General features: G+C 46.0%; 12 protein-coding genes and 1 other annotated feature. Of the genes, 5 read left to right on the forward strand and 7 right to left on the reverse strand.

What is annotated here, in order from left to right:
- Positions 1-91 precede the first annotated feature (91 nt).
- The 3 genes from ACKLNH_RS18600 to ACKLNH_RS18610 form a co-directional block, all read right to left on the reverse strand.
- The gene (locus tag ACKLNH_RS18600; RefSeq protein WP_413113761.1) at positions 92-1570 is read right to left on the reverse strand and encodes a carbon starvation CstA family protein; all 1479 of its coding nucleotides are present in this window, start codon (positions 1568-1570) and stop codon (positions 92-94) included.
- A 221-nt stretch (positions 1571-1791) separates the two neighbouring features.
- A complete protein-coding gene (btsR, locus tag ACKLNH_RS18605) occupies positions 1792-2505 on the reverse strand; it encodes a two-component system response regulator BtsR (protein ID WP_413113762.1) in 714 nt (237 codons plus the stop codon).
- A complete protein-coding gene (locus ACKLNH_RS18610) occupies positions 2502-4187 on the reverse strand; it encodes a LytS/YhcK type 5TM receptor domain-containing protein (RefSeq protein WP_413113763.1) in 1686 nt (561 codons plus the stop codon). The genes btsR and ACKLNH_RS18610 overlap by 4 nt, the downstream gene beginning before the upstream one ends.
- A 196-nt stretch (positions 4188-4383) precedes the next feature.
- Between ACKLNH_RS18610 and ACKLNH_RS18615 the strand changes: the two genes are divergently transcribed.
- Together ACKLNH_RS18615 and tyrA are read left to right on the forward strand one after the other, a co-directional pair.
- Entirely contained in the window at positions 4384-5457 is a 1074-nt protein-coding gene (locus tag ACKLNH_RS18615) for a 3-deoxy-7-phosphoheptulonate synthase (RefSeq protein ID WP_413113764.1), read from the forward strand.
- A gap of 7 nt (positions 5458-5464) precedes the next feature.
- A complete protein-coding gene (gene tyrA / locus ACKLNH_RS18620) occupies positions 5465-6592 on the forward strand; it encodes a bifunctional chorismate mutase/prephenate dehydrogenase (RefSeq protein ID WP_413113765.1) in 1128 nt (375 codons plus the stop codon).
- A 77-nt stretch (positions 6593-6669) separates the two neighbouring features.
- Here the strand turns inward: tyrA and pheA are convergent, their stop codons facing one another.
- From pheA to bamD, 3 genes are all read right to left on the reverse strand, one after another.
- Positions 6670-7857 (reverse strand): prephenate dehydratase, encoded by a 1188-nt coding sequence (gene pheA, locus ACKLNH_RS18625; RefSeq protein ID WP_413113766.1) that lies wholly within the window; start codon positions 7855-7857, stop codon positions 6670-6672.
- A gap of 35 nt (positions 7858-7892) precedes the next feature.
- Positions 7893-8019, reverse strand: a sequence feature (Phe leader region).
- A gap of 97 nt (positions 8020-8116) precedes the next feature.
- Positions 8117-8473, reverse strand: a complete 357-nt coding sequence (gene hpf, locus ACKLNH_RS18630; protein ID WP_413113767.1) for a ribosome hibernation-promoting factor, HPF/YfiA family — start codon at positions 8471-8473, stop codon at positions 8117-8119.
- Between the two features lie 354 nt (positions 8474-8827).
- Positions 8828-9556, reverse strand: a complete 729-nt coding sequence (gene bamD, locus ACKLNH_RS18635; RefSeq protein WP_413113768.1) for an outer membrane protein assembly factor BamD — start codon at positions 9554-9556, stop codon at positions 8828-8830.
- A 136-nt stretch (positions 9557-9692) separates the two neighbouring features.
- Between bamD and rluD the strand changes: the two genes are divergently transcribed.
- Entirely contained in the window at positions 9693-10667 is a 975-nt protein-coding gene (gene rluD, locus ACKLNH_RS18640) for a 23S rRNA pseudouridine(1911/1915/1917) synthase RluD (protein ID WP_413113769.1), read from the forward strand.
- The gene (pgeF, locus tag ACKLNH_RS18645; protein WP_413113770.1) at positions 10667-11401 is read left to right on the forward strand and encodes a peptidoglycan editing factor PgeF; all 735 of its coding nucleotides are present in this window, start codon (positions 10667-10669) and stop codon (positions 11399-11401) included. The genes rluD and pgeF overlap by 1 nt, the downstream gene beginning before the upstream one ends.
- Before the next feature lie 22 nt (positions 11402-11423).
- Here pgeF and ACKLNH_RS18650 read toward each other — a convergent pair whose 3' ends face one another.
- A complete protein-coding gene (locus tag ACKLNH_RS18650; RefSeq protein WP_413113771.1) occupies positions 11424-11804 on the reverse strand; it encodes a hypothetical protein in 381 nt (126 codons plus the stop codon).
- Between the two features lie 245 nt (positions 11805-12049).
- Between ACKLNH_RS18650 and clpB the strand changes: the two genes are divergently transcribed.
- Complete coding sequence (clpB, locus tag ACKLNH_RS18655; RefSeq protein ID WP_413113772.1) at positions 12050-14629, forward strand: ATP-dependent chaperone ClpB; 2580 nt, start codon at positions 12050-12052, stop codon at positions 14627-14629.
- Positions 14630-14828 lie beyond the last annotated feature (199 nt).

Consider the following 14828-nt stretch of genomic DNA (forward strand, 5'->3'; position numbering starts at 1 on the left):
CAGTAAGGGAGTACAAAAAAACCAGCCTAAGCTGGTTTTTTTGTGTGTTGCATTTTCAGTCTTAAAGACAGGTGTTCAGTGCCTGTATTTTTTATGCTTCTGCTTCTTGTACTTCTGCTGCTGTTTCTTCTTCTGGCTCACCAATACCTTTGTACTTAGTGATCATCAGTGTGATAACAGAGCCAGCAACAACAATACCTGCAACCGTTGAGATAGCCATTGGAAGCCCAAAGCCTAGCTGGCTGTTGTTTAGGATGAAGGTTGTAACAACCGCACTCATAAACATGGCTGGAATTGAAGTGATCCAGTGCAGTTTGTTGTGGCGTAGTAGGTATGCTGAAGCAGTCCATAGCATCATCACGGCAGTGAGCTGGTTAGCAAAACCGAAGTAGCGCCAGATGATGTTGAAATCGATTTGCGTCAGGATGGCACCAATTGCGAACAATGGCGCAGCAATAATTAGACGATTCTTAATCTGTGTCTGACCCATGTTGAAGTATTCTGCCAAGATTAGGCGGCTAGAGCGGAACGCCGTGTCACCTGATGTGATAGGTAGAATTACCACACCAAGGAAAGCAATAATACCACCGAAGACACCAAGAAGGCCGAATGATGCGCCATAGACCACGTTACCAGGACCACCAGCAGCAACAGCTTCAGATAGTGAACCCATGTCACCAAAGAAAGTCAAAGCAATCGTACACCAGATCAATGCAATAACACCTTCACCAATCATTGCACCATAGAAAACAAAGCGACCGTTCTTTTCATTTTCCATGCAGCGTGCCATCAGTGGAGACTGCGTTGCGTGGAAACCTGAAATCGCGCCACAAGCGATAGTGATAAACAGTGCTGGCCATAGTGGCATACCGTTAGGGTTCAGGTTGGTGAAGAAATCTGATGCCGTGAAGCCACCAAGAATGGTGTAATCGCCAGAGAACATGATAGCGCCCAGTAGACCAACAGACATAAAGATAAGCAGCGCACCAAAGAATGGGTAGAAACGGCCAATGATCTTATCAACAGGAACAATGGTTGCTACCACATAGTAAGTGAAGATAATCGCGACCATGGTGCCCATTGATACCGTTGCCGAGCTCTGCTCATTAACCAGGTTAGTAATCATACCAGCTGGAGCAGAAACGAAAACGACGCCGACAAGGACTAACAGCACAAGTGCAAAAATGTTCATAAAGTGTTTCGCGCCGTTGCCTAAATAGCGTCCTGTCAGGGTTGGTACAGATGCACCGCCATTACGTACAGACAACATGCCAGAGAAGTAGTCGTGCGTTGCACCTGCAAAGATACAACCAAATACGATCCAAAGCATGGCGGCAGGACCGTATAGGGCACCTAGAATAGGGCCGAAGATTGGGCCAACCCCTGCAATGTTTAGAAGTTGCACCAAGTAAACTTTTTTGTTCGACATTGGTACATAGTCAACACCATCGGTTTTGGTGTAGGCCGGTGTTTTACGGTTTTCATTAATACCAAATACTCGCTCAACGAAGCTACCATAAATAAAGTAGCCACCGATGAGTGCAGCAACACAGAGTAGGAACCAAGTCATTGCGCTTTCCTTTTAAACATTTCAAGAGTTAATTACTAATACTAACTAGCATAATACCTCGAAAATCTCGAAAAACAGCCAAGGAATAGCCGAGTGGTCGGATAGTGATGTGAGTGGTTGATATAGCTATTAAGCGGTTCAGGCGTGATTAAGGATGTGATGCAGCTCAAAATATACGGGCATCAGCAGGTGAACTTGCCGATACCCATAAACTAGCAGGGTTAGTGATGAAGGCCGAGTAAGTCTTTTAGTGGCTTTAGATAACGCCGACTAATTGGGATTTGATGATCTGAAGAGGTGATCGCTTCAGCAAGCCCATTTTCCAGTAGGCGTATTTCGCAAATTTGACGTGGGTTGATAAGGTACTGGCGGTGGCACCGAAAGAGTGGTGTTTTGTCTTCTAAGGTTTTTAAGCTCAGTTGCGTTATGCACTGTTGCGTGGCGGTATGGATAGAGATCCCCCCCACACTGCTACTTGCAAATTCAATATCCTGGGTCGGGACAATAATTATTCGGTTGTGTCCGCTGCAGGGGATTTGCTCAAGCGTTTCTTGAGTTAGTGCCGATAGATCTTGTGCGACACTGCGTTTTAATTTGGTGATGGTTTTCATCAAACGTTGTTGATCAACGGGCTTTAGCAAGTAGTCAAACGCATTCTCTTCAAAGGCACGAAGGGCGAATTCATCATAGGCTGTGACAAAAACGACTTTTGGCATGTTGTTTGGGTCCATCATGCTTAACAATTCAATGCCAGTGACTTGTGGCATTTGAATATCCAAGAAAACCACATCAGGCTTGGTTTTATGGATGGTTTTTAACGCTTCGATGGCATTACTGCATTGTGCAATGACCTCGACTTGATCAGTTGCATTTAAAAGATCAATTAGCTCTTCTCGGGCAAATAGTTCGTCATCAACAACAATGGCAGAAATCATAATGTTGGTCTCACGGAATGGGGAAGTAATACAGAAGCCCTTGTCCACTGATGTGGCTGGCAACTCATTGTTAAGCCGTACTCATCACCGAATAAGTTCTTAATACGTTTGTCGACAATCCTTGTTCCTAAGCCTGCGGTATTCCATGGTTGATCTTTATAGTTTCCAGCATTGTCCTCGACTTGAAGTAGTACACCTTCTGCTGTTATACAGGCCAATATGTCAACTTTACCATTTTCCAATAGGTGTGCGGTACCATGTTTAATCGCATTTTCGACCAGCGGCTGTAAGGTAAAAGTGGGGATAACCATATTTTCTAAACGCGGGTCAATCTCCATATTGAGCGATAGGCGATCAGAAAAGCGCGCTAGCTCTATTTTCATATAGGATTGAACATGTTCAAGTTCTTCTTTTAATGTAATGGTATCGTGGTTTTGCTTCAGGTTTCGGCGAAAAAACTGCGATAGATGTTGGATAAGGTCGCGGGCTCTATCGGGATCTCTGCGCACAATGGCACTGATCGTGTTGAGTGCATTAAAAAGAAAGTGCGGGTTAACTTGGGCCTGTAACAGTTTTAGTTCCGCTTTGGTTAATAACGACTGTTGGCGGATATAGCGGCTGGTCAGAATTTGGTTCGAGAGCAGTTTTGCAATGCCTTCTCCCAAGGTCAGGTTAATCGTGGAAAAGAGCTTATGCTTTGGCTCATACAGTTTTATTGTACCAATAACCTCATCTTCACCACTTTTAAGCGGGATGACCAGTGAACTGCCTAGTTTGCAGTTAGGGTCTATTGAGCAGCGGTAAGGCTCTTCATAGCCATCCGCATAGATCAATTCAGCACCAACAATTGCCCGTTGAGTACAACCGGATGAGATGGGCGTGCCGGGTAGGTGATGATCGGCGCCAATACCGATGAAGGCGAGAATTTTCTCTTTATCCGTGATAGAAACGGCACCAACGCCAGTTTCTTCATAAATGATCTGGGCAATATGAGCGGCACTTTTTTTGTTAAACCCGCTACTGAAAACGCCGACACTGCGTTGCGCGATTTTTAGTGCTCGGCTAGTAAAAGCGGTGGAGTATTTTTCGTAAATGGCTTTCCTATCGAGAATAATGCTCATAAACAGCGCCGCACCAATTGAGTTGGCGATGATCATTGGCATCGCAATGGCACTGACAAGCGCATAAGACTTTTCAAATGGTTGTGCAATGAGCAGTATTAATAGCATCTGACAAATCTCAGCAGCTAACGTAATGCACAGGACAATACTGGGTTTGAAAATATCCTCTACGCGGCCTTTCTTAGCTAAATAGAGGTGCATAAATCCACCCATTAACCCTTCAACGGTAGTTGATACTGCGCAGGCTAAATCGGTAAACCCGCCCATTGAATAGCGATGAAGGCCACCAGTGAGGCCGACAGCAAATCCAACCAGTGGTCCGCCAAGCATCCCACCCATTACCGCGCCAATGGCACGCGTATTAGCAATCGCATCTTGTATCTGTAATCCGAAGTAGGTGCCAAGAATACAAAACAAAGAGAACAAGATATAGCAAGTAAGGCGCTGTGAAATATTGCCAGAGACACTCATCAATGGCATGAAAAGCGGGGTTTTGCTAAGCAAATAGGCAATAACGAGATAGACACTGAGCTGCTGTAGCAATGAAAAAATTAAGTCCATAACAGAACCTGAAGGAGGAGATTGATCTTAGTATGATACTTAGCTGGTTAGGTGGAGTAAAAAAGAAATGAGTGTAAATTAATTTTTACGACTGGACTATTTTATTTACGCGTAGTTGCAATGGCAGGGGAAGACCTGCTAAGGTGTTGGATATGTTTACGTTATATACAAAACGCGCGGCTTAAAAGGAAGTAACATGCAAAAAGATTTACTTAACAACGTCCATATCAGTGATGAGCAGGTGCTTATCACCCCACAGCAATTAAAAGAGAAACTGCCATTGGGCGAGGCTGGTCATCGTTTTGTTTGTCAGTCGCGAAAAGAGATCGCCAATATTATTCATAAGCGTGATCACCGTTTGCTGGTGGTCTGTGGTCCGTGTTCTATTCATGATATCGATGCGGCGAAAGCGTATGCTAAAAAACTAAAAGCGCTATCGGAGCAGTTAAAGGACCAACTGTATATCGTGATGCGCGTTTATTTCGAAAAGCCTCGAACCACGGTGGGGTGGAAAGGGCTAATTAACGATCCACATTTGGACGGTAGCTTTGAGATCGAAGAGGGGCTGCATATTGCCCGCCAGTTATTGCTCGACCTAACCGAGATGGAGATCCCTTTGGCGACAGAGGCTCTCGACCCGATTAGTCCGCAATATTTAGGTGATGTATTTAGTTGGGCCGCGATTGGAGCGCGTACAACTGAGTCACAAACTCACCGTGAAATGGCCAGTGGCCTTTCCATGCCAATTGGGTTTAAAAATGGTACCGATGGCAGTTTAGCGACGGCGATTAATGCTATGCAGGCGGCGGCGAGCGGGCACCGCTTTATGGGAATTAATCGTGAGGGGCAGGTTGCTTTATTGAATACACAAGGTAATCCCGATGGGCATGTTATTTTACGTGGTGGCAAGCAGACCAATTATGATTCAGTCTCTGTCGCAGAGTGTGAGCAGGAAATGCAAGCTGCTCAGTTAGAACCCGCACTTATGATCGACTGCAGCCATGCGAATTCACGTAAAGATTATCGTCGCCAACCTTTAGTGGCTGAAGATCTGTTTCATCAGATTCGTGAAGGAAACCGTTCAATCATTGGCATGATGTTGGAAAGCCACCTTAATGAAGGTAATCAATCTGCAGATTTGTCTCGTGAAGCGATGGCGTATGGGGTTTCAATTACCGATGCCTGCATTGATTGGGATGCCACAGAAACATTGCTACGACATGCGCATCATGAATTGACGCCATGCTTGGAAGAACGCATTAAGGGGTAGAAATATCATGGTTGCAGAGTTGTCACAGTTGAGAGACAAAATTGATGCGGTCGACAAGCAGATGCTAACTTTATTGGCAGAACGCTTGGCACTTGTTGCGGAAGTAGGGGAGGTAAAAAGCTTACATGGTTTGCCGATTTATGCCCCGGATCGAGAGGCGGCAATGTTAGCCTCTCGTCGAGAAGAAGCTAAAAATCAAGGTGTTCCACCGGACTTAATTGAAGACATTTTGCGTAGAACAATGCGCGAATCTTATGCGAGCGAGAATGACTCCGGCTTTAAATGCCTTAATCCAGAATTGCGCCCGATAGTGATAGTAGGAGGTCATGGACAACTTGGCCGTCTATTCCGTCGACTCTTTGAGCTCTCGGGTTACCAAGTAAGGGTGCTTGGTAGTAAAGACTGGGAAAAAGCACCAGAGATGGTTGCTGATGCAGGTATGGTTGTTGTGACTGTGCCGATTCATCTTACAGATAGTGTGATTCGTAAACTGCCTCAGTTACCTGATGACTGCATTCTCGCCGATCTGACCTCGATAAAAAGTGAGCCACTACAAGCGATGCTGGAAGTCCATCGTGGACCCGTGGTCGGTTTACATCCGATGTTTGGCCCGGATATTAGTAGCTTGGCTAAGCAGGTGATCATCTATTGTGATGGGCGAATGCCGGAATGTTATCAGTGGCTGTTGGAGCAGTTTCAAATTTGGGGGGCGGGTCTTGAGCGCATCAGTGCAATAGAGCACGACCAAGGTATGACGCTAATTCAAGCACTGCGTCACTTTACGTCTTTTGTGTATGGGGTTCATCTCGCAGAAGAAGATCCTCGACTTGAGCAGCTATTAGCGATGAGTTCGCCAATCTATCGTTTGGAACTCGCGATGGTAGGGCGCTTGTTCGCTCAAGATGGGGCGCTTTATGGTGACATCATTATGTCATCACCCCAGAACTTAGCCATGATTAAGCGTTTTCATCAACGTTTTGGTGACGCAATACAGCTACTTGAAAATCAAGATAAACCCGGATTTAAATCGGCATTTGATCAGGTAGAGACGTGGTTTGGTGATTTTGCCAATAAGTGCTTAAAAGAGAGCCAAGGTTTGCTGCGTCAGGCCAATGACGCAACTCATCGAGCCTAACGGCAATACGAACGAGAGCGAAAGAAGGCGAGCATCAAGCTCGCCTTTTTGTTGCGTAGTGTGCTCACTCATTGCGTTTAGTGCTCAAGCAGTTCGCCAGTGTGTGGGTCAACGGGTTTAACGTTTTCTGATGGGTAACAGCCTAGCACTTTAATGGTACGTGTTAGACGAGTTAGCTCATCCATGGCTTGCTGCATCGCCTCTGATTTGATATTAGCTTCTACATCTAAATAGAACATCTCTTCCCAAGGGTTGCCCATCACCGGGCGTGATTCTAACTTCGCCATATTGATATTAAGGTTACGCAGCACCAATAAACATTCAACCAGCGAGCCAGGCTTCTGATCGGTTGACATGATTAGTGTGGTCTTGGCTGGCACGAGCGGAGTAACATCGACCGCTTTACGCGCCACAATAATAAAGCGAGTGTAATTCTCGTCTTGATTGGAGATGTTAGTTTTTAGCACGTGTAACCCATACATTTCTCCGCTGCTGGCGTTGCCAATAGCAGCAATGTTACTCAACTTTTTATCGGCTACCAGTGCCATCGCCTCAGCTGTACTGGAGCAGTAAGCTTGATTGATATCGCCTAAATTATGTAGGAACTCACTGCACTGTTGATGGGGCTGAGGGTGTGAATATAGAGTATCAATCGCATCAAGCTGCGTGTCGACGGCAGTCAATAGACAATGTTCAATCGGAAGGGTGATTTCACCAACGATCGATAGCCGAGTGTGTTGGAGTAGATCGTAGACTTCATTGATTGAACCTGAACTGGTGTTTTCTATCGGTAGAACACCAAAGTCGGCATTGCCTCGTTCGACTTCTGTAATGATGTCTTTAAAACCAGTACAACTCATTTCAATCACTTGTGTTTGTTTGCGGCTGAAATAGTTTCGCGTGGCGAGGTGAGAGTAAGACCCTTTATTGCCTAGAAATGAAACTCGTGCTGTTGGTTGGGTATTTTCTGGGTTGTTAAGGCGTTGCAAATAGGTTTGCTGGTATAAAACGGAATCTGCGATAACAGTATGGAAGAGTTGGGTAATGTATTGAGCATCTAACTGATACTGTTGCCCCTCTTTTATTAGGCGCTGTAACAAAAGTTGTTCTCTTACCGGATCGCGAACTGGTTTGGTTGTCCCTATTTTGCTTTTGGCGACCTCAATGCTGAGGGCGCGACGTCGAGCAAGCAAAGCAACCAACTCATTATCTAACGCAGTTATCTCTTCTCGGATCTGTTCGAGTGGCATTGCGGCATCTGTCATCTTGCTACCTATGGCTTAATATTGTTGTATTTTGCATAAAAAAAGCCTCCCGCTTGGGAGGCTGTCTGTCTGTCTTTGTTTTCTTTCTCTTACAGCACAGCGCTCCCTCAGGGTGTGAGTGAGATAAAAAAGAAAACAAAGAAAAACAGGCATTTTTTCATTATTTTAGTCTTAATTAGTGCATGAATTTTCACAATAAGGAGGTTGTTGGTTGATGTCAAGCGAAAAGACCTCGCATTGGCGAGGTCTTCAATAATGATTAGGCGGCGTCTTCTTCAGCAGTTTCTTCCGTGGCTTCGTCTAGTGCTGGATGAACAAGAGAGGCGCGGCGAGCTTCGTGTTTATGTTGTTGTTTGTTTAATTGACGTTCCATTTTTTGGAACATGTCGGTAATTGCGCCATACATGTCATCATGATCTGCAGAAGCAACCAGTTTTCCTCCTGGTATTGATGCTGATGCTTCGATTTTAAAACGTTTATTGGGTTGCTGGCTGATCACTGCATGCCGTTTTAGTAAGGGAACTTCCCATTTATCTAACTTGGAGAATTTGGCTTCAATGCGAGCGCGGATAGAGGGGGTGACGTCTAGGTTTTTGCCAGTAATTTCTAAATTCATATAGTTTTCCTCTATGGCTTGCCCTTGTTGGCTTCCCTTTCAGAATACGATTTTATGTGCGAAATGATGTGACCTGTCTCACGCTTTTAGCGGTGATTTTATGAGGGGAAAAGAACTGTGAACAACGCGGACATTTTAAGCAAAAGTGCCATAAATCGCTTGTTTTTTGACGGTGAGGTAGGGCAGTATGGAAAAAATCAGGAACACTAATTGCCCGTGCATTTAGGGGCGTTGTTCGAGCTTAAAAAGTATCGAATGCCGTGATGGGACAGTTAGTGAGCAAATTATCGAAAAGAACCGAGCTTAATTAGCTCGGTTTTTTTATTGCTTCTACCTGACGATGGCAAAAGACAATTATAAGGGATTTAGCGAGATAAGTTGTCGTGTGTTCTCTGCTGGTTTCTCTAAGCCTAGTGCTTCGTAGGCCGTTAGCATTAGCTTAAGCGACTGCTTTGCGGCTTGTGTGTCTGAATAATGCTGCTGCAGTTGCTGTGCTCGGTTGATTGCTGCCACCCATGCTTCGCGGCGGATGTAATAATCGATGGTTGCCAGTTCATACTCTGCAAGACGATTCTTAATAAATACCATTCGAGCTTGCGAATCAGCGGCATAATCGCTGTTAGGGTAGCGCTCTAGTAGACGCCGAAAATCGTTGAACGCACGGCGAGCGGGTTCAGGATCGCGATCGGAACGATCAACGTTAAACAGGTCATGCATAAAGCTTCGATCTTGCGCCATACTCATCAAACCACGCATATAGAGTACCCAATCAGATCTTGGGTGCGTAGGGTGAAGACGGTTGAAGCGATTAATGGTTGCTTCTCCCATCGCGAACTCATCCATCTTGTAGTAAGCATAGATAAGATCGAGCTGCACTTGTTCTGAATAAGCACCAAATGGATAGCGGGAGTCCAAGGCTTCTAGTTTCTCAATGGCAGTGAGCCAGTTGCCTATTTGTAGTGACGCTTGCGCCTCTGCGTAGAGTTCTGCTGGTGGCACATCTGGAACCACCGCTTTTTCGCTAGATGAGCAGCCAGCAAGCAGTGCAATGGCCAATAAACCTGAAATGGATAGTCGTTTCATTACTGCGTTAGCTTCCTTGAACTAAAATAAGTTGCAATATTCGTGTCGGTGTTAGCTGATTACGTTACAATAGCGTAATTCGCCTATTTTACGCACCATGCGTCAATTAGTCCCATAGTTTTTAAAAAAGTTCGACATGGCACAGCAGATAGAATTAACCGAGATTGTCAACCCTAGCCAATTAGGCCAGCGTTTAGACCAGGCATTAGCCGAATTATTTCCCGATTACAGCCGCTCACGGATTAAAGAGTGGATTGTCAGCGACAAGGTGACAGTCGATGGCGTAGTTGTGAACAAACCCCGTATCAAGGTCATGGGGGGGGAGAGTATTGCCATCAACGCGGAGATTGAAGACGAGCTGCGTTTTGAGCCTCAAGATATCCCGTTAGACATTGTCTACGAAGATGACGATATTCTAGTTATTAACAAGCCACGTGGATTGGTTGTGCACCCTGGTGCAGGCACCCCAGATGGCACCGTTTTAAACGCGCTACTGTTCCGCTACCCAGAGATTGCTGAAGTCCCTCGAGCTGGTATCGTACACCGCCTTGATAAAGAGACGACCGGCTTAATGGTTATCGCTAAAACGGTACCCGCACAAACCCGATTAGTGCGCCAGTTACAAAAACGCAAATTTACGCGTGAGTATGAGGCGATTGCTACCGGTAAGATGACAGGTGGTGGAACGGTCGAAAAACCCATTGGCCGTCACTCGACCAAACGTACGCTAATGGCAGTGAATGAACTGGGTAAGCCAGCGATTACCCACTACCGTGTCGCGGAACATTTCCGTGAGCATACCCGTATAGTATTGCGCTTGGAGACGGGACGAACCCATCAAATTCGCGTACATATGGCTTACTTAAGCCATCCATTGGTTGGTGACCCGCAGTATGGTGGTCGTCCACGCCCACCACGCAACGCAGGGCCAGAGTTGATTCAAGCATTACGTGCCTTTGATCGTCAGGCATTGCATGCGCGTATGCTACGCCTTGAGCACCCAACAACGAAAGAATTGATGGAGTGGCACGCGGCAGTACCAGACGATATGGTCAAGTTAGCTGAAGTGTTACGTCAAGATACTCAGGAGAATGCTGAGGACGACTATTAATGACGATGATTATCCCCGATTGGCCAGCACCAGTTGGTGTTCATGCCTTAAGTACGACGCGTTTAGGTGGTCACAGTGTGGCACCCTATGCGTCATTTAACTTGGGTATGCATGTTGGGGATAGTGAGTCAACTGTGGCGCGAAATCGTGCCGAGCTGTGCCTGTCTTTACCTTCGGCCCCATTATGGTTAAATCAAATTCATAGTAATAGGGCCGTTGACTTGCAACAGGTTAACGCTGTGGTTGATGCCGATGCGTCTTATACTAATCGTTCTTCAGTAGTGAGTGTGGTGATGACGGCAGACTGCCTGCCTGTACTATTTTGCAGTTTAGATGGTACAGAAGTTGCCGCCGCGCACGCTGGTTGGCGTGGGCTTCTTGATGGTGTATTGGAAAACACGGTCGGTTTGTTCAATGCGCCTCCTTCACGCATCATGGCGTGGTTAGGGCCAGCAATAGGACCTAGTGCCTTTGAAGTTGGAAGTGAAGTACGCGATGCTTTTATTGTGAAACATGCCGGGTGCGAAAACGCATTTAGGCCCAGACACGGTCACGAAGGAAAATGGTTGGCAGATATCAATCAGCTTGCACGTTATCGCTTACAGCGTTTGGGAATTGATGCAGTGTATGGTGGCGATCGTTGTACCTACTCCGAAGCTGATCACTTTTTCTCTTATCGCCGTGATGGTCAGACTGGCCGACAAGCCAGCCTTATCTGGTTTGATACTCCGTAGCCTTAAGGCACGAGGAATCCGACTAGTAACATTGAGAGATATCAATTGAGACATAGTCTTTACTGTTGACTAACTGGGTAATTGCTTCGTAACTGCCAGCGTAGTTGGCACTTAATGTCAGAACCAAATTGGTCTCTTCTTCGTCAGGATAAGAAGAAAAGCTGGCATTAATTGGGCTGACGAATTCAAAGGCTGAGTTGCTCATCACCCCTTGCAAATACTCTACTTTTTGCTGAACCAGCTTTCCTGCACTCATCCCTTCTTGGTAATTTTCGACATAAACCAGATTGACATAAGCAGTGCTTTCCCCCTCGACACAGGCTTGAGCCTGGCTGATGCTGGTAATGCAGAGTGTCAGTAATAGAGCGCACTTCCATTGTGTTATCCATGCTGAATTTTTCATTTTGATATTTTCTTCGTCTAAATGTTAATGGCTGACAATTATCGGGGAGCCGACGTTAGCCATGTATCGCTTTGTTATAGTTTGGAATGCAGTACATGGTTTTCGGCCCATTTTTTGCGCGTTAGCAAAGTAAGCTGGGCACAATGTCATGTTATTTGCGGGGCAAAGAACCACAACAAGGTTGAAAATAAGCCAATCAGCATCCATATCTTTTAGGGTGAAAGAGAAGTTAATAAGGAGGACCTATGCGTCTTGACCGATTTACAAGCAAATTCCAGATGGCGATTTCCGATGCCCAGTCGCTGGCACTGGGGCGTGACCATCAATATATTGAACCAGAGCATTTAATGGTGGCACTGCTTAATCAAGACGGTAGCACCATTCGTCCTCTATTGACCTTGCTAAACGTAGATATTACCCAGTTACGTTCACGACTATCAGAGCTACTTGATCGTTGCCCCAAAGTGAGTGGAATTGGTGGCGATGTGCAGCTTTCTGGTGCAATGGGTGCAGTGCTGAACTTATGTGACAAGTTGGCACAGAAGCGCAGTGATAAATTTATTTCGTCAGAGCTATTTATTTTGGCGGCTGTCGAAGATAAAGGGGCATTGGGCAAGTTATTTAAAGAGCTCAATGTCACTAAAGCGAAAGTCGAAGCGGCAATAGATCAGGTTCGTGGTGGACAAAAAGTGGATGATCAAAATGCCGAAGATAACCGCCAGGCGTTAGAGAAGTACACCATCGATCTCACCGCGCGTGCAGAGCAGGGTAAGTTAGACCCCGTGATTGGCCGTGATGACGAAATTCGCCGTACAATCCAAGTGCTACAGCGCCGGACAAAAAACAATCCTGTGATTATTGGTGAGCCCGGTGTCGGTAAAACGGCGATTGTTGAAGGGTTGGCGCAGCGTGTGATCAATGGTGAAGTACCGGAAGGGCTAAAGAGCAAACGGGTATTGTCTTTAGACATGGGAGCGTTGATTGCCGGTGCTAAGTTTAGAGGTGAGTTTGAAGAGCGTTTGAAAGCCGTATTGAATGAGCTGGCACAAGAAGAAGGGAACATCATCCTTTTCATTGATGAAATTCATACCATGGTTGGTGCGGGTAAAGCTGAAGGCTCGATGGATGCAGGAAACATGCTCAAGCCGGCATTAGCCCGGGGTGAGCTGCATTGCGTTGGTGCGACCACCTTAGATGAGTACCGTCAGTATATAGAGAAAGATGCCGCTCTCGAACGCCGTTTTCAGAAAGTGCTGGTGGATGAGCCAACAGTAGAAGATACGGTCGCTATTTTGCGTGGGTTAAAAGAGCGTTATGAACTGCATCATCATGTAGAGATTACTGATCCTGCCATTGTGGCTGCTGCTAGTTTGTCCAATCGCTACATTTCTGATCGACAGCTCCCAGATAAGGCGATTGACTTGGTTGATGAAGCGGCATCCAGCATACGTATGGAGATTGATTCAAAGCCTGTTCCACTCGATCGTCTTGAGCGTAAGATCATCCAATTGAAAATTGAGATGCAGGCGATGGCGAAAGAGCAAGACGAAATGAGTCGCAAGCGTATTGAGTCGTTGCAAAATGAGCTAGATGAAAAAGAGCGCGAGTATTCTGAACTTGAGGAGATCTGGAAGGCAGAAAAAGCGGCCCTATCCGGCACTCAACATATCAAGTCTGAGTTAGAGCAAGCACGCACTGATATGGAGATCGCCCGCCGCGCCGGAGATCTCAGCCGTATGTCAGAGCTGCAATATGGGCGTATTCCAGAATTAGAGAAGCAGCTTGATCTCGCCTCGCAGGTAGAAATGCAAGATATGCATTTACTTAAAAATAAAGTAACGGACGCTGAGATTGCTGAAGTATTATCGCGGCAAACCGGTATTCCCGTTTCTAAAATGCTAGAAGGTGAAAGAGAGAAGCTGCTCAAGATGGAGCTAGCCCTGCATGAACGTGTTATCGGACAAAACGAGGCGGTTGATGCGGTAGCGAATGCAATTCGTCGTAGTCGAGCTGGATTATCAGATCCCAACCGCCCGATTGGCTCTTTCTTATTCTTAGGCCCAACAGGGGTTGGTAAAACTGAGCTATGTAAAGCGCTAGCAACGTTTATGTTTGATAGCGAAGATGCCATGGTGCGTATCGATATGTCAGAGTTTATGGAGAAGCACTCCGTTGCTCGTTTGGTTGGCGCCCCTCCAGGTTACGTCGGGTATGAAGAAGGGGGGTATCTGACAGAAGCCGTTCGTCGTCGGCCTTATTCGGTAATTTTGCTTGATGAGGTTGAAAAGGCGCACCCAGACGTTTTCAATATTTTACTGCAAGTCTTAGATGATGGACGCTTGACCGATGGGCAAGGCCGTACGGTTGATTTTCGTAATGCTGTGGTGATTATGACCTCGAATTTAGGCTCTGATCGTATTCAGGAGCATTTTGGTAAGCAGGATTATCAAGGGATGAAAGAGATGGTGATGGACGTTGTTGGTCATCATTTCCGTCCAGAATTCATTAACCGGGTAGATGAAAGTGTGGTATTCCACCCACTCGGCGAAGACCACATTAAGCATATTGCCCAAATTCAGTTGCAACGCTTAGTGCAACGTCTGGTTGAGAAAGGGTTTGAGCTTGCGATTGACGATGTCGTCTACGATAAAATTGCTGAGGCAGGTTTTGATCCGGTGTTTGGGGCAAGGCCGTTAAAGCGTGCAATTCAACAGTTAGTTGAAAATCCACTCGCGCAGCAGATTTTATCCGGACAGTTAACCGGAGAAACGCCACTAATATTAACGGTAGAGTCAGGTCAAATTGTTGCAAAGCAGTCGACGTAATTCTGTATTTGATGCCTAGATAAGTACAAAAGTGCACCGTTTAGTTTGTTTTTTGTTCGAACGGTGCATTTTCGCGTTTTTTTTAGCGATGAGCCCTTGCCAACCATTTTAATCTCCCTATAATGCGCCTCCGTTGTCAGGGAAAACACGGCGTTAGTCGCTGAGTTAGAAAATCCGAAACAACATTGTTCTTTAACAA

The organism is Thaumasiovibrio clandestinus, assembly GCF_047250365.1.
Classification (GTDB): Bacteria; Pseudomonadota; Gammaproteobacteria; order Enterobacterales; family Vibrionaceae; genus Thaumasiovibrio.

Excerpts from the sequence above, each read along its gene's own strand:
- hpf (WP_413113767.1), bottom strand. The coding sequence starts at position 8,473 with ATGAATTTAGAAATTACTGGCAAAAACCTAGACGTCACCCCCTCTATC.
- ACKLNH_RS18650 (WP_413113771.1), bottom strand. The coding sequence starts at position 11,804 with ATGAAAAATTCAGCATGGATAACACAATGGAAGTGCGCTCTATTACTG.
- bamD (WP_413113768.1), bottom strand. The coding sequence starts at position 9,556 with ATGAAACGACTATCCATTTCAGGTTTATTGGCCATTGCACTGCTTGCT.
- ACKLNH_RS18615 (WP_413113764.1), top strand. The coding sequence starts at position 4,384 with ATGCAAAAAGATTTACTTAACAACGTCCATATCAGTGATGAGCAGGTG.
- btsR (WP_413113762.1), bottom strand. The coding sequence starts at position 2,505 with ATGATTTCTGCCATTGTTGTTGATGACGAACTATTTGCCCGAGAAGAG.
- ACKLNH_RS18600 (WP_413113761.1), bottom strand. The coding sequence starts at position 1,570 with ATGACTTGGTTCCTACTCTGTGTTGCTGCACTCATCGGTGGCTACTTT.
- clpB (WP_413113772.1), top strand. The coding sequence starts at position 12,050 with ATGCGTCTTGACCGATTTACAAGCAAATTCCAGATGGCGATTTCCGAT.
- ACKLNH_RS18610 (WP_413113763.1), bottom strand. The coding sequence starts at position 4,187 with ATGGACTTAATTTTTTCATTGCTACAGCAGCTCAGTGTCTATCTCGTT.
- pheA (WP_413113766.1), bottom strand. The coding sequence starts at position 7,857 with ATGACAGATGCCGCAATGCCACTCGAACAGATCCGAGAAGAGATAACT.
- pgeF (WP_413113770.1), top strand. The coding sequence starts at position 10,667 with ATGACGATGATTATCCCCGATTGGCCAGCACCAGTTGGTGTTCATGCC.
- rluD (WP_413113769.1), top strand. The coding sequence starts at position 9,693 with ATGGCACAGCAGATAGAATTAACCGAGATTGTCAACCCTAGCCAATTA.
- tyrA (WP_413113765.1), top strand. The coding sequence starts at position 5,465 with ATGGTTGCAGAGTTGTCACAGTTGAGAGACAAAATTGATGCGGTCGAC.